The sequence below is a fragment of the Paenibacillus liaoningensis genome (genome assembly GCF_059609455.1).
This window is the reverse complement of sequence record NZ_JCAALU010000010.1, coordinates 240,050-253,737: the sequence shown is the minus strand read 5'-3', so window position 1 is coordinate 253,737 and position 13,688 is coordinate 240,050. Positions and strand designations below refer to the sequence as shown.

The window sequence follows — 13,688 nt, the reverse complement described above, 5'->3', positions numbered from 1 at the left end:
AATCCCCTCCTTATATTGGTAGATCATCTTCGGTGCCTGGACTGTATACCGCGCCCAAATAACCGCCAATCGTGCCGTCGATGTCCGCAAATCCAGCATCGTTATCTATCTCAACCGCGTTCGGAATGGTTGAAAAGGCGAATGTGCCTGTAAGCTCTATTACACCGACACTCACGCCCGCAGCCACTGTACGCTGCACGATGCGTGCAAACTGCACCGGGGACATACCTACCGCATTAATTCGTTCAATCGGCATTTGCATAAGGGCAATTGCAGCTGGTTCCGGATCGACAGGATCAGCCCATTTTTCGGTGATTTTAATTTCCGAGTATGGGCAGCCTAGCGCCGTCGCAAGCACCATTATGATATTGTTGATATCCCCTTTTGACATGTTGCGTGCGATCTTAGAACGCAGCAAAATACGATAAACCTCGTCTGTCGCTGTGCCACGCGGCTGAACGGCATTCACTCCGATACGGTCAAGCGTTGTGCCTTGTGCCTGGTCAATGTCCCGCCAGTCACCTATACGATTTTGCGTCTCCTCGATTTTGGCGAGCTGGCCCGCAAATATGGACATAAGCTTGCCGATATTGCTATCTGGATTTTTGACAAAATGGTCTGATAGTCGGGAAAGCATATCCTTTGCCGTAATCATCGCGTCACCTCAATAGCGGTGTAATGGATCTGTGCGACCTGTTGCGGCTCTATTGCAATATTGTCCGACGTCCAAGTAACTCCGTCCGTAGACTGCTGAATATTAACGTCCTCGATCCCTTCCACCTTATAGGCTGCTGCCACCATGCGCGAGTAAATGACATCATCGCCCATATTAAGCCCCACATAGAGTTGGCCGTCGGAGTCGGTACCGCCTATATACTTGACGATGGCGCTGATCAAATCGGCGTCTCCGGCCGCAGGATAGCTGTTGTTAACGGCCAACTGCACTTTGACGTGTACCTGCACCTCTTCGGCGTAACTAAAAAACATCGTATGGACATTGCCTGACAGGTCGTTAACCTCCACGCTCTCGCTCCCGAACGGCTCGATGCCTACAGCTTTAGTTTCAAGAATCGTTTGCCCGATATCGGAAGCAGCACCGCCCAAAACGTAAGCCTGGAATGACTTTTCTGGTCGCCCAGCAGAGTCCGGCACATTTTTATAATTCTCGATCACAACAGCCGCCCTCACACCTGCTGTACTAAGCAGAGCGCTTCGCAAGCTATCCAGCGTAGATGCCCCGCCGTTAGCCACCGACAAATCCCAGCGATCCCGAAATTCGACGTCCGTCTCTTTCTCGCGCCCGCCGCTTGTTGCGACAGGATTGGTGACGGCTGTTATGTCCGGGTCTGGATTGGCAATAACAGTAATTGCCCCAGCTCCAACGTTGCCGGATAGCCCCGCCTCAACAGCTTCAACCGCTACCGTGGCGACTCCGCCGCTGGGTATAACAACCTCGGCTGTCGTCTCAAAATAAACGTCCGTGCCGGTCGCCGCCCGCCAGCCAATGGGTATGACTTTCAGCTGCGTTCCCGTAATTTCGATTGATCCGGTCGCGAAGTCCGATTGAATGCGCGTGATACCGATATAAGGCCCAAGCCTGTCCAAGCTTACGCCCTCTGCCGTGTTTTTATAGCCGCTGTTATAGACAGCCTCCGCATTGCTCCAAAGGAATGCCATGAACCACGCGACCAGCCGCAGCAGGATACCCAGTACGGAACGTTCTGACGTGTTTATTTCATCACCGAATGCCTCTTTTGCCTTGACTTCCATTTCCGCGAAAATGTCAGCGAAGCGCTGCCGCTTGAATCCAGTGCTATCCAGCATCTAATGCCACCTCCTCGGCAATCGTCTGACCATCAACAGTAGTGGCCGTAAATGTAATTAGCTGCTTCCGCGCTGCCTTGTCTTGCTTAATGGCAATGTCGTCCACCGTCGCTATAAAATCAAGTTGGTGGATGCCTTCGCGCAGTTCCTCTATCATTTCATCCTCGCTCAAAACTTTGCCGTTGAAAACGGTGTAATCAATGCCTTTGTTCGGATCCAAAAACCATTCATTTTTATTTGTACCTAATGTATCCCGCAGGCATTGCGCCCGCTCCTCCTGTCCCTCGATCAGCGCAAGATCATCGCCACCGAACACCAAATCCCCATCAACCATTTTTAATGATTTCACGTCTCCACCTCACAGCGAAGCCGGGAACACCCCGACTATTACCGCATCATTTTTGTTGTGCTGCCGCGAGCTGTCAGGGCTGGCGACCTTGCCGGACATGCCGTTTTTAATCTCCTGATCAGCAAAGACGACAAAAACAATATCCCCCACCTGCAGCACCGGCTTATATACTTGCGGGACTCCGTTGTTAACGGAATACCTCTGCCCCAGCGCAGGAACGTTTTGGATTGGTGCCGGATCGCCTGCCCCACTGCGTATTAACGGCTGCACCGTCGCTTTGCAGCTCGCCGCGTCAAATTTAAGCACTCTGCATATCGTCGCTACGTTTAGGCCGCCTGCCTGCTTGCCCTGCATGCTTTGTAGCAGAACTGCCAGCGTACCCGCTGGATTATCCTTCATAGCACTGTGTCCACGCTGGTCGTAAAGTCGCCCGTCCGGCTGAACGTATGTGAGCCGCTACGAACGTGTACACGGCCATTGAAGACAAGGCTTGTCAGGTCAATGGCTGATGCAGTTGTAATCCTGTATTGCAGCTGACTTGTCAGCCTATAGCCCTTGCTGCTGTCGTCCTCTTGGTATTCCGGCGTGCCGATCAAGCCGGTATTCGCTGACAACTTAAACAAGCTGTCCGCGCCGCTGCGAAGGTTACGAACGTACAGCTTGCCTTTGTTGATGTAAACGGATGTTTTGCAGTCCTCTGCCACCTTGACAATGATCTCTGTGACCTCGCCACTGGCTGTGTAGCCATCCATATACCGATAATCCTGCACCAAATCAAACTGAGCTATCGGAAGCCCTATTTGCCCCGCCATGACCTTGATAATGTAACTGGCAAGCGTCTTTTCCGCGAAACTCACGTCTTTAAGCGTGCGCTTTGAAAGGTCTTCGCTGTCCATGACATTGATGGTCGTGATTTTGTCCACGCCTTCGCGCACCGTCCGGACAGCCGACACAAAACCATGCAGGATAACGCCCACATCGCCTTTATACCCGGCGTTAATCATGAGTGTTTCGCCCCGCTTGATCTTGTTGACGGTTTCGGCCGTCAAATTCCATATTTTAATCTCGGACTCATTGGGCAGCGCGTCATCATCAAACGGAACGCTGCCTTCCAGCGCGAATTTATCCATTGAAAAGGTCATTCCCGCGACCATGACCTCAACAACCCGCCCGAAGTTGCTCATTCGACTGCCTCCTCATCGATGATATAAAGAAACACGCTCGTTGAGAGCGTGTCGTAGTTTACTTGCGAGCTACCGCCCGACAAATCCAATGGCAATAGGGGATAGGCCGGATAGCGATTGTCCTGTATGTCGGCAAACAATGGGACGCCATAGACCAGCTTGACGCCCACGGCCAGCACCTCGCCGTTACGCTCCAAATCAACCGTATAAAAGTCGTGATCGGCGTTGTAATGGACCTCGAAGGTATACATTTCTTCCGCAAGCGATATGTCAAACCGATACGGAACAAGCTCTGTTTCAATCTCCACATAATTCATGCTGGCGTCGCCCACTTACTTCCAGGCTTAAATTTGACGACCTGTGTTTTAGGCTTGTCCTTGCTGCTGGTCGTCTTGCCCGTTGATGTTTTTGTTTTGGTGGTTGTTGTCTTCGTCGTTGACGTTTTGGTTTTTGTCGTTTTGGTCCCGCTGTTAATAATCGGGGCCGCTTGCGACTTAACCGGCGCGGGAAGCTCGCCCGCAGCTGACGACTCGGCCACACGAATTTCTAGAATAGTGAATGATATGGCGTATCCATTCCCTACCTGGTACGTGTGGCTTGTTGTAAGATCGGTTATGACACCGTTAAATGCGTTGCGCCCCACGAATTTCACAATCTTGCCGCTGTCGGATGCAGCAATGAGATAGGCCCGAATCTTGGAAGCGTTCGGGCCTACTACAAAGCCGCTAAGGCCGATTGTGCGCGCCTCCCGCTGCACATGATCGGTAACGGCTACGCCTTTTTCAACAGGCTGTCCAGTAACAGTATTGCTGTAGGTCGGGTCCTCGTTCTCGATCATAATGTAATGCCCGTCTAACTTCGCCATTAGCCCGCCCCCTGAACATTAAGGATGCGCCCAGCTCCATCCAAGATGGCTTGAACCTGCCTAGCCACCTCTGCAGCAATGACGCTTGCGTTTTGGGCAGCTGCGCCGCCGTCCCCGCCGCTTACATTGATGTTGATTTCAATTTTCGCTGGTTGGCTTGCTTGACTCGCATACCTTGCTGGTGCAGCCGCTGGCGCTTTAGTCGGCGCCGACACGTCCCGTTGCCTGCTGACAACCTCCTCGGCCAAGCCTGTCGAAGCGCCACCTACACGATCCTCAGTGCCTGCGATACCTTCTGCAAGTCCTTGCCCCGTGTAAAACCCGACCTCCATCATCACCCGCGATGGCGAGTGAATATCCAGCACGTTTTTAATGCCGTCCGTTATGCCGCCAGCAATATCCTTGATCTTGTTAACGACAGCATCTTTCATGTTTGCTATCCCGTTAATCAGACCTTGGATGATGTTGCGCCCAATCTCCGTCAAATCAATGCCGCCAAGGAAGCCGGTAATACGGTCCCAAATGCTTTTAATCGTGTTCCATATACCGCTAGCAGCATTCGAGACACTGGTTTTAATGCCTTCCCATTTCTGCTTAACGATGTTCCATACAGCTGTAAACGCGGTCGTTGTGAAGGCCTTTATTTGATCCCAATACTTAAAAATGAGGAGGTATATCCCCAGCACTGGCCCCAATACAACGGCCAGAATGACGACGCCCCATTGCCTTATGAAAGCAACAACGGCATTAAAGGCATTCACGATCCAATCTTTGACCGCCGTGAAAATCGACACGGTGAACGTCTTAATCTCAGTCCAATATTTAACGACCAGCGCTACCGCTATGCCGATTGGTCCAGTTAGGATAATCAGGATCGTCGGCCCCCACCTCTTGAAGAAAGCGACGATGTTGTTAAAAATGTTGACGACACCCGTTTTGAATGCTGCAAATTTCTCCTGCAACCATGGCCCGATCTTTCCCCAATTTTTAAATACTAGGATAGCCGCAACGACTACCGCGATAATTGCCAGGACAATCCAAGTAATCGGGTTAGCTAAGAAAGCCGAATTAAGCGCCCATTGCGCCGCCGTCATGGCCCATGTACCGACCGTAGATGCAAGCATTACAGCCTTTTGAGCAACCCAAGCAGCCGTTGTAGCTGTAATGGATGCGACCGTCTTCCAGCCCTGCAGGCCGTATTGCACAATGGAGACAATCATTTTTCCGGTCATAATGGCTGCCGACTTGGTTGCCTCTACGCCAGTTTTAATAAGTCCAGCAATAAAGCTTCCGGCCATTTTTGTTCCGGTGATTGTAGATTGTACGCCTGTATTTATGAGTGCTGGCAGAAAAAACAATGTAAGGATTCCGGCTACCGCTAGAATCGTCGTTTTGTTCTCTTCTAACGTTTTTGTCACGTCCTGAAACGAACTAACGACTTGATCCTTGAAAGCCAGTACAGCAGGCGTAACCTCGACGGCTTTGTCATAAAGGAAGCGAATAGCTTGCCCAGCGTAATCAATGCCCTTGCCTAGTGCGTCACCTATCGCCGCTCCGGCTGCCTCAATTTGCGGTTTATGTTCCGATAGCCATTGTGCAAACTGCGTGAGTATCGGCAGCACCTTTTCACCGATCGGTATTAAAATCCCGACCTCAAGCTGCCGGCCGAACATGGCAAAGGCTTCGCCAGGCTTATCAAATTTTATTTGATTCAGCTCTTCTAGACTCTTTCCAGCCATGTCAAATTGACCCGAAGCATTACCCATTGCCGCAACGACATCCGATTCCAAATCCTCGAATTTCGTCCCCAGAAGCCCAATACCTACCTGATTCCGCAGAACCGGATCTTCTATGTCTGATATCATTTGGAAGACTTGTGTAAATGCCGCCTTTGCATCAGGCCCGCCGCGAGCGAATGTCTGCATCATGGCGTCAGCATTTAAGCCAAGCATTTCAAATGCCGTTGTGGCCGTTTCGCTACCGTCTTTTGAAATGATCGTAAATTCTTTAACGGCGTCGGCTACTAAATCGACGTTTCTAGCTCCGCCTGCTGTACCAGCTGCCAGAGTGTCGAACATTTCGTTGGCCGTGAATCCCAGCACATCAAAATAGACGCTGTATTCGTTGGCTGTAGCCAGTAAATCCCCGCCTATATCAAGCCCTTTTTGCTTACCTTGAGCCAACAGTTCGAAAGCCTCTGACGTTGTTATGCCGAAGTTTTCTACCATTTTCTGAGCGCCCAGCATTGATTCCCCGATATCAAATTCGAAAGCATCCCTTAATAGGATCGCTTCCCGCGTCGTCTTCTCCAACTCCGCACCCGTTTGCCCCGTAACCTGTTGCACCGTCGAAATGGCGCTGCCTAAGTCGTTCCAGTCCTCGCCAAAGTTCCCGCTGTACAGGTTTTTGGCTATATCTCGCGTTTCTTCCATTTGAGCTGTCGCTGTACCTGTCGCACTTTGAACATCGCTCATGGCCTTTTCAAAGTCACTTGCAGCCGACAGGGCAGCAGCGCCTATTCCGACAGCCGCCGCTGCCGCTGCAAGCCCCAGCCCCACAACGCCTTTCGTTAATGCTCCAATCTTGGTGTCAGCCTGCTGGATGCCCTTTGTGTTCGTCTTAAATCCGATGGCATACATCAGATTCCCGATAATGCCGCCAGCCATCAATCCCACCCCCTAACCAACAAAAAAAGGCGCCCATATGGGACGCCTATTTCCGTTTTTCTAACTTGCGCTGCTGTTCAATGTGGATATCGAGCGCAGCATTTGCCTCTGCGATATCGTCCTGGGTCATATTGTCCAAATCGCTATACGTTATGGACATGTCGGACAGCAATAGCCGCCATTGCGCCCAATTTCGCTCTGCTCTTGCCTTAGCCTGCTTCGGACTCAGCGCCATCGGCTTCATCTTCCTTCACGTCGTCTGGGTCTTCTACTCCCGTCGCGAAGTAGTAGGCTTTATTTGCGACTTGCATCATCTCGGCGTAACTTTCAAAGCTTTCAATAGTCACTTTCGGGCTAACAACGACGAATTTGAACATCTCGTCGCAAATTTTTTCTTCTTGGGGAACGCCGTTTCTGTTTTTTACGCGGTCATTGATTTTAGTTACATTACGCACGCCTGGATGCTGCAGCACGTAATCCTTGCCCTCGATAGTGATTGTCTTTTGGTTTGCCATTTATAATCAGTCCTTTTCGTTTGTTTTTAGTTAAAATCAATATCCATGCATTGCAATTCGAATTCCCGGTCCTCTGCCTCCGCTCCGTAGGAACGGCTTGCTGGTTTTGTTACATATGCTTCGCTAATTGTGATAGTTTCTTTCGGTGTACCTGCATTTACGATATAAACGGGAACTAATTTCCCTGTTTTTGCCAGATTGTCAAGGTATGCAACCTGTGGGCTTGTTTGTAACAGCGTAAAGTTAACAGTTCCCGTAGGGTTGTTGACCTTGTTACGAATTGTGTCCCCTTGCGCCCCTACCTTTATCTCAAAGTTGTTTTCGCTCTTTTCGGCTTCAACGAAGCTATCCGAAAAACCCGTCAAATATACGCCACCTACGGTTACCGTGACGTCCTTCGCATCGTATGTTGTCGCTTTTGACATTTATCGTTTCGCCTCCTACAGCCTGATTCGGCCGCGAATAGTAGTTTGGTGAATAGCTCCAGCGAGTGCAAACCAAAATTCCCCGCCGTTATACGTGCGGTCAGCTCTATCGGCTGCATCCACTTCCGCACGTCCCTTGAATGTTGTGCCGTACATAGGCAAACCGTCTGCGTCAGCGGCAATGATGCTCTGATTAAATGCCTGCTGCAGCCGCGACCGTACAGCTCCCTCGATCTGAGCAATGCCGTTATTGTCGAAGCTGATTTTCGGCATATTATTAAGCAAGGTCTGCACGTCATTTTCAATCGAGAACGTGACATAATCCTTGCTGTGAATAATATCAATGTACTCACCGCTCAACGTCTTGCCTTCGCTTGTCTGCGCCTTACCCGCTTTAGTTACATAAGTATTGGCGCCAGCTGCATGAATCTCATTAAGCTCCGTTGCTGACAGGTCCAACGCCGTTATCCCGTTTAAGGATTTAAATTTCCATGTCAACGATCCGACAGGAGCCGAACCAGCTCGGCCAATCCAAGCAGCATCAGGATAGTTCGTCAACGTCGTATGATAAAAAACTGTCGTCCTTGTATATCCCTTTGTTTTCAACGTAGTGACTTCCGTCAAGTCGCTAGAACGAGTGAAATACTCTCTCGTTTCGTCCAGCTCGATTGCCGCCGCAATCGTATCAACGTCCGCTGCTGTTGTAGTGGTAGCAATAAGAAAATACCAATCCTCTCTAAAAGCTCGCGACAGCACATCTGCTAACGTTTCAGGGTCTGATCCTGTTTTCTGCCGCATTATCGCGATTTCAGCAGGTGAATCACTGCCCTGATTGAACAGCGCGTAAGCCGCTTTGTATTCCTCTGTGCTTTCCGCATAATCAACTTTTACCCCGTCCAAATCTGCATAGGATTTATAGGGCTTTCCAGCTGCAGCCGCGCCCAAAATCAACGGCTTCCCAAATCCCAAATTGCGTGTAGGACGGTCAATTTCGATGATTACATTAACGTCTTTCAATTTAGCCAATCGGCTCAACTCCCTTCAAATTTACCGTTTCTAACGGCCACAATTCGCTTTCTATAACATTCGACGTCCTGAACTCTACCTCAAAGCCGTTTCGGCGCTCCCATTCGTCGCCAAGCTGGATATCAAGATTGCCTGACGCCCCAACCCTTACCACAACCGTTTCGGCTTCGTCCTTAAGCAGCCAATGCCCGGCCGTCAAGAACCAATCACGGGCTTTATTTGCAAGGTTGACAGCGCCTGACCTATCCAAAGCGTTGCTTTGAAATATAACCGATAATGGCACGGTTCCCGACTGTATCAGACGGTTATCCTCGACGGTCGTCGCCATATGACCGACTACTGCGCCCTCATCATCGAAGTTGTACGTCAAAAAGGGATAAGCCGGTAACGCGCCTATCCCATTCATTTCAATGACTTTGCATTCAAGGTGTGCTGCCAGCCCTTCAATCATCACCTGTCTGATTCTTTCGAACTGGATCATGACTGCTCACCCTTTTCAACTTGTATTCATTTACATCACTATAGGCTTGCCAATCGCTATCAACATCCACCGTATACTGCTTGCCTTGATGCTCTACTATATCGCCGTTTTCATGGCGAAAACTAGAAAATAATAATCGGTCGTCCAGATTATAGCGACCTCCATCGCTTTGCAGCAGCCGGTCGCCCAACGGTTGAACAGAACCGCGCAAATCAATTCTAACAGCCTCCGGTGGGCGATATACGCCTACGGAATCATAATCCCCCTTACCTTGACGGATAAGGACATAAGGAACTTCGTAGCGTCGTAGGACGCCCCCAAATCTAAACCTCATAGTTACCTCCCGACCTTTCGGGCGATTTTGAATGTAATAGATTCGCGTAACTCATCATCGGATACAAGCAGCTTCCGCCCCCGCTTATACCTAGCGTAAACAGGAGACAGAGCCGGTTGCTTAATACGATCAAAATTCTTAATCATACGCTGCTTCGCCACTTCTCCTATCTCAGCAAATAGTGCCGGAACCATTTTGTTGCCCAATGCAATTTCGGTAACTCCGCTGCGCACCAGTTTACTGATTGCAGCCTGCGCCTTCTTCTTTCCCGTCCCGATAAAACTACGGGCAGGGATGCCCATTTTTACGCTGCCATACTCATGCACACCGGCGACCATAGCCAACTCAGCTGATCCCTGCATACCAACAAACACCTTTTGCTTTGTCAGTGGCTTCAATCGACGAAGAAGCAGCGCTAAGTCCTCATCGCCCGTGACCTCGACATTGGCTCTCCTGTATCTAGCCATTTATACCCCGCTCCCAACGTAAGGAGATATGAGCGATATGACGGCTAACGGCAAACTGGGCTTATCATCGGCGTAAGTGACGTTAATGTTTCCGACTCGCTCCGCCTTCACGCCCGGACTCCTCATAAGCATTTCAGCATAAAGCATGCATGCCATCTCTAAAGGCTTAGGTAGTGTAGGCTCTGGCGCGTCCTCCTCATCGCTCGGAAGGATGTAGCCTGCCGAATACTCAGCCCGAATCACCCTAGCCCCACAGGGCCAGCCTGAACGCCTGAAAAGCATGCCGTTATCCGATTCCATTGAATATTCGTTCTCACTGATAGGCTCGCCGCAAACAAGCACCTCAGCAACCGATCGAATCGGGTAATGACGTAGGCGCAAAAATTGCGCGCCTGGTCCGTCCAAGGTTTGTACATGCGCCTTTAAGCCAAATTCTCGGTTACACTCTCGCTCGATAGCCTGCGACGCCGCCGCAATCGCCATTCTCAACGCAAAGTCGCCCTCAGTATTCCACTCAGGAATGCCGAGAGCTTCTTTCGCCCGTTTGACGGTCGTCAGCATTACTCGTCCGCCACGGTAACGCCAGTAAGAATAACAATTGCGTCCTCATTTGCTGGCTTGCCGTCGAAACGTTGAGTAACGCGAGTCAGTGTCGTGTCATTTTCAAAAGCGCCAGCGCCTTCATCTGTGGTTTTAGCTTCCAAGACTTGGCGATCAAAGAAGTAATAGCCGACTGGGAAATTACCGAAAGCGATTTTGGTTTTTCCAGCCACTGTTTTTATATCGTCGTACACATCGACCGGATAGCTGAACAAAGTGAAAACATCTGCTTGTGTTGGGTCAGGCACCAGCACACTTTTGCCGTCTGCATATTTCATATCTGCCAGCGCTTCGGTTGCTGCTGTATTCATAATCCAACGCGCACCGCTGCGATATGACGCATCCACCATGTTTTTCAGCTTCCGCAGCGTTTTAATATCAATAGCAGCTGGGGCCGCCAATGTCCGGTATTTAGTTGTTGTAAAAATACCTTCGCTCGCATTTTCCCCGCCAGCTCCGTTGAAAACTTCATCGTTTTCTGTATTGCGTGAAATTTCGGTGTACCAGTCCATAAGCTCATCGCTAATATTAACCGCGCTATCTGCAAGCAGTTCATTCGTCACTTCGAAAATGCCGCCGTATTTATGAACCTTGTATTTAACCTCGGTGTATACTGGCGTATTTTCTTTATCAATCGGTGTTTTTTCATCGTAATTTTTCAAAAGCATGTCGGTGCCTTTGCGTTTGGGCCTGCTGCCGGACAATGTGCCTACCGGCTTAACGGCGACCAGGTTACGCACGGACCGCTTTGTTGTTTTTTGGAGGATAATTTCCTTCGTGTCGTCTTGGGGAACAAGGATGCCTCCCGCCGTTTTATCGCCTTCTACCATTGCCCGCGCTTCTGCTTGCGCGTCTTTGAAGGCCTGACGCTCTTCGTCGGTAAGCTCCGCGTTTCGGCCGAATTTCAAATATTTTTCATAGGCGCTGCGATATTCTCCCCTTGTTTCCTCCTCGTTATTTTCGCGTTTCTCCTTCTTGCCGCCCTTCATTTCAAGCTGCTGAGCGCGTTCCTCAACCTTAATTTCTTGCTCCAGCTCGTCCGACTCGGTTTCAAGCGCGACAAATTTGCTATCCTCTTCGGCAGTAAATCCGCGCTTCTCCGTTTGGGCCAGTGTCACCAAAGCCCGCATTTCATCTTTCTTCTCAGCCAATTTTCTGCGCATCTCCATCAGGTTCTTAAACAAATAGCCCAACTCCTTATATTTTTAATTTTCGCAAACGCATTTCATGTTCCCTCATGATTCTGGCTGTCTCAGCAGCTGCAGCAGCCTGCCGCGCTTCCTCGGCCACTTGTGGGCGTGACTGGAAAACCTCCTCGGCCGAACGAATTCCCACGCTGGATTGTGGATAGGCTGGCATGGTCACCGGGCTAACCTCAAAAAGTTCCGCCTCCGTAATCGTGCGAATTGCCATATCAGGATTCGATTCGTCCCAATTTTCGATGACTGGCCGAAAAATAAAAGACGATCCTCGCACGTCTCCGCGCTCAATCGTCTCCATGTATTTCTCCGCCCAGCTCGGCGGTGTTATTTCGTAGCGAAGCCCTAAATCGTCCTCTGTAAGTATCAACGTGTTCGGCGTGCGCCCTAATACCTCTCGGCTATCATGTTGCCATGATGCATAAACATCCGGATTGATCAAACTGGCTGAAAAGGCCCCGCGTGAAAACCGCTCTTGAAAATAACCATAAATCGGATTAGAGAGCTGGTCCCATCTAACGGCATAGCCTACAATTTTAGCCGGCTCTCCATCAATCCGCCTCACTTCCAAGCGGCTCCCCTGCAGCAGGGTTTCCCTCTGCTCCTTCGTCTCCTTCATTTTTCTTCTCACCTCCTTCGTTTGTTTTACCAACCTCAGCCATATTGAGTGGCTGCAAATAAATGTCGCCGCCTTCAATTGGATTCATGTTTTCCTTCTCTCGTATGTCGTTAACCGAGAGCCAGCCCCCATTGCGTCCGATGTTGTAAGCTTCATACCGAGCCTTTGTCTCTCCCCGCAACAAACCATCAAGCAAAAACTCAGCAAATAAGCGTTTGTGTTCATTTGCCGTGAACAACTTCCAGTTAATCGTTTGCTCCCACCTGATTAGCCAAGGCCGGACAGTATGGGTAACAAAATCAATGCTCTGCTGCTCAATGTTGCTAAACGTTGCCCGTTCCAAATCCGCCATCATGTGTGGAGGCACACGAAAAAGACGCGCAATTTCGAGAATCTGGAATTTGCGTGTCTCCAGAAACTGCGCATCATTTGGTGGGATTGTATTTTTAGCAAAGGTCATGCCCTCTTCCAGCAGCATGAGCCGATGAGACTTCCCAAGCCCTTCGTATTTTTCCTTTAACGACTTGCTCAAACGTTCAAATGCTTCATCGCTTAGCGTCCCCTCATGCGTCACTACTGCACCGACATTTGTTCCATTCTCAAAAAACTCTGCACCGAATTGCTCTGTCGCCAAAGAAAGATCAATCGCTTTCCTTGCCCAGCTAATAACGGATATACCTTTCGTGCCGTCGAAGCCTAGTCCTGGAATGTGGAGCATCGCATAGAACGGCACGTTATGATGTTTGCCGTCTTTTGTTGCAACGTGAAAGTAAGGCGATCCCTCCTCCGTTTCCATGTGCGTAACCCTATAAGGGGGTATCGGCCAGAGAGCAACAACCTCGCCGCGCTCATCAAACTCTATTTCGGCATAACAGTTCCCCCATAAAAGGATGTGGGCCATCATGGTTTCGCGAAAGGTGAACGCCGTCATTCTAGGATTCGGCCTTTTCCCTAGCAGCTCAGATACAGAGTGGTTAACCCGCTGCTTGCCGCGTGGATTGAGACGCTTATAAACAGGGATCGGCAGCGAAGCTACTGTTTCCGCCAGTATCCGAACACACGTCAAAACAGCCGTCGAACGCATGGCCGTCTTCTCGGTCACGGATTTACCGCCTAGTCCTAATGCATCCAGAA

Annotated in this window: 19 protein-coding genes; all 19 read right to left on the bottom strand. The window is 50.1% G+C overall.

The window, feature by feature from the left end:
* Window positions 1-10 precede the first annotated feature (10 nt).
* The 19 genes from AC6B99_RS17060 to AC6B99_RS16970 are packed head-to-tail and all read right to left on the bottom strand — an operon-like array spanning window position 11 to window position 13,656.
* Complete coding sequence (locus tag AC6B99_RS17060) at window positions 11-655, bottom strand: hypothetical protein (RefSeq protein WP_496663843.1); 645 nt, start codon at window positions 653-655, stop codon at window positions 11-13.
* Entirely contained in the window at window positions 652-1,824 is a 1,173-nt protein-coding gene (locus tag AC6B99_RS17055) for a baseplate J/gp47 family protein (protein ID WP_496663842.1), read from the bottom strand. The genes AC6B99_RS17060 and AC6B99_RS17055 overlap by 4 nt, the downstream gene beginning before the upstream one ends.
* Window positions 1,814-2,173 carry a contractile injection system sheath initiator gene (locus AC6B99_RS17050; RefSeq protein ID WP_496663841.1) on the bottom strand — a complete coding sequence of 120 codons (360 nt, stop codon included), beginning with the start codon at window positions 2,171-2,173 and terminating at the stop codon, window positions 1,814-1,816. The genes AC6B99_RS17055 and AC6B99_RS17050 overlap by 11 nt, the downstream gene beginning before the upstream one ends.
* Window positions 2,174-2,182: 9 nt before the next feature.
* Window positions 2,183-2,572: a Gp138 family membrane-puncturing spike protein gene (locus AC6B99_RS17045; protein WP_496663840.1), complete on the bottom strand. Its 390-nt coding sequence runs from the start codon at window positions 2,570-2,572 to the stop codon at window positions 2,183-2,185.
* Entirely contained in the window at window positions 2,569-3,357 is a 789-nt protein-coding gene (locus AC6B99_RS17040) for a phage protein (protein WP_496663839.1), read from the bottom strand. The genes AC6B99_RS17045 and AC6B99_RS17040 overlap by 4 nt, the downstream gene beginning before the upstream one ends.
* Window positions 3,354-3,674, bottom strand: coding sequence for a phage baseplate plug family protein (locus tag AC6B99_RS17035; protein WP_496663838.1), 321 nt, complete (start codon window positions 3,672-3,674; stop codon window positions 3,354-3,356). The genes AC6B99_RS17040 and AC6B99_RS17035 overlap by 4 nt, the downstream gene beginning before the upstream one ends.
* The gene (locus AC6B99_RS17030) at window positions 3,671-4,222 is read right to left on the bottom strand and encodes a phage baseplate protein (protein ID WP_496663837.1); all 552 of its coding nucleotides are present in this window, start codon (window positions 4,220-4,222) and stop codon (window positions 3,671-3,673) included. Before AC6B99_RS17030 ends, AC6B99_RS17035 begins: the two co-directional genes overlap by 4 nt.
* Window positions 4,222-6,888, bottom strand: a complete 2,667-nt coding sequence (locus AC6B99_RS17025) for a phage tail tape measure protein (RefSeq protein ID WP_496663836.1) — start codon at window positions 6,886-6,888, stop codon at window positions 4,222-4,224. The genes AC6B99_RS17030 and AC6B99_RS17025 overlap by 1 nt, the downstream gene beginning before the upstream one ends.
* 46 nt (window positions 6,889-6,934) lie before the next feature.
* Entirely contained in the window at window positions 6,935-7,123 is a 189-nt protein-coding gene (locus tag AC6B99_RS17020; RefSeq protein WP_496663835.1) for a hypothetical protein, read from the bottom strand.
* Window positions 7,098-7,403: a hypothetical protein gene (locus tag AC6B99_RS17015; RefSeq protein ID WP_496663834.1), complete on the bottom strand. Its 306-nt coding sequence runs from the start codon at window positions 7,401-7,403 to the stop codon at window positions 7,098-7,100. The genes AC6B99_RS17020 and AC6B99_RS17015 overlap by 26 nt, the downstream gene beginning before the upstream one ends.
* A gap of 26 nt (window positions 7,404-7,429) precedes the next feature.
* Window positions 7,430-7,828: a phage structural protein gene (locus AC6B99_RS17010; protein ID WP_496663833.1), complete on the bottom strand. Its 399-nt coding sequence runs from the start codon at window positions 7,826-7,828 to the stop codon at window positions 7,430-7,432.
* 15 nt (window positions 7,829-7,843) lie between these two features.
* Window positions 7,844-8,854, bottom strand: coding sequence for a DUF3383 family protein (locus AC6B99_RS17005; RefSeq protein ID WP_496663832.1), 1,011 nt, complete (start codon window positions 8,852-8,854; stop codon window positions 7,844-7,846).
* A complete protein-coding gene (locus AC6B99_RS17000; RefSeq protein ID WP_496663831.1) occupies window positions 8,847-9,335 on the bottom strand; it encodes a phage neck terminator protein in 489 nt (162 codons plus the stop codon). Before AC6B99_RS17000 ends, AC6B99_RS17005 begins: the two co-directional genes overlap by 8 nt.
* Window positions 9,298-9,669 (bottom strand): hypothetical protein, encoded by a 372-nt coding sequence (locus AC6B99_RS16995; RefSeq protein ID WP_496663830.1) that lies wholly within the window; start codon window positions 9,667-9,669, stop codon window positions 9,298-9,300. The genes AC6B99_RS17000 and AC6B99_RS16995 overlap by 38 nt, the downstream gene beginning before the upstream one ends.
* A gap of 2 nt (window positions 9,670-9,671) precedes the next feature.
* On the bottom strand, window positions 9,672-10,136 hold the full coding sequence (locus AC6B99_RS16990; RefSeq protein ID WP_496663829.1) for a hypothetical protein: 465 nt from the start codon (window positions 10,134-10,136) through the stop codon (window positions 9,672-9,674).
* The gene (locus AC6B99_RS16985) at window positions 10,137-10,697 is read right to left on the bottom strand and encodes a head-tail connector protein (protein ID WP_496663828.1); all 561 of its coding nucleotides are present in this window, start codon (window positions 10,695-10,697) and stop codon (window positions 10,137-10,139) included.
* Window positions 10,697-11,920: a phage major capsid protein gene (locus tag AC6B99_RS16980; RefSeq protein WP_496663827.1), complete on the bottom strand. Its 1,224-nt coding sequence runs from the start codon at window positions 11,918-11,920 to the stop codon at window positions 10,697-10,699. Before AC6B99_RS16980 ends, AC6B99_RS16985 begins: the two co-directional genes overlap by 1 nt.
* 13 nt (window positions 11,921-11,933) lie before the next feature.
* Complete coding sequence (locus AC6B99_RS16975; protein WP_496663826.1) at window positions 11,934-12,554, bottom strand: HK97 family phage prohead protease; 621 nt, start codon at window positions 12,552-12,554, stop codon at window positions 11,934-11,936.
* Window positions 12,487-13,656 carry a phage portal protein gene (locus tag AC6B99_RS16970; RefSeq protein WP_496663825.1) on the bottom strand — a complete coding sequence of 390 codons (1,170 nt, stop codon included), beginning with the start codon at window positions 13,654-13,656 and terminating at the stop codon, window positions 12,487-12,489. Before AC6B99_RS16970 ends, AC6B99_RS16975 begins: the two co-directional genes overlap by 68 nt.
* Window positions 13,657-13,688 lie beyond the last annotated feature (32 nt).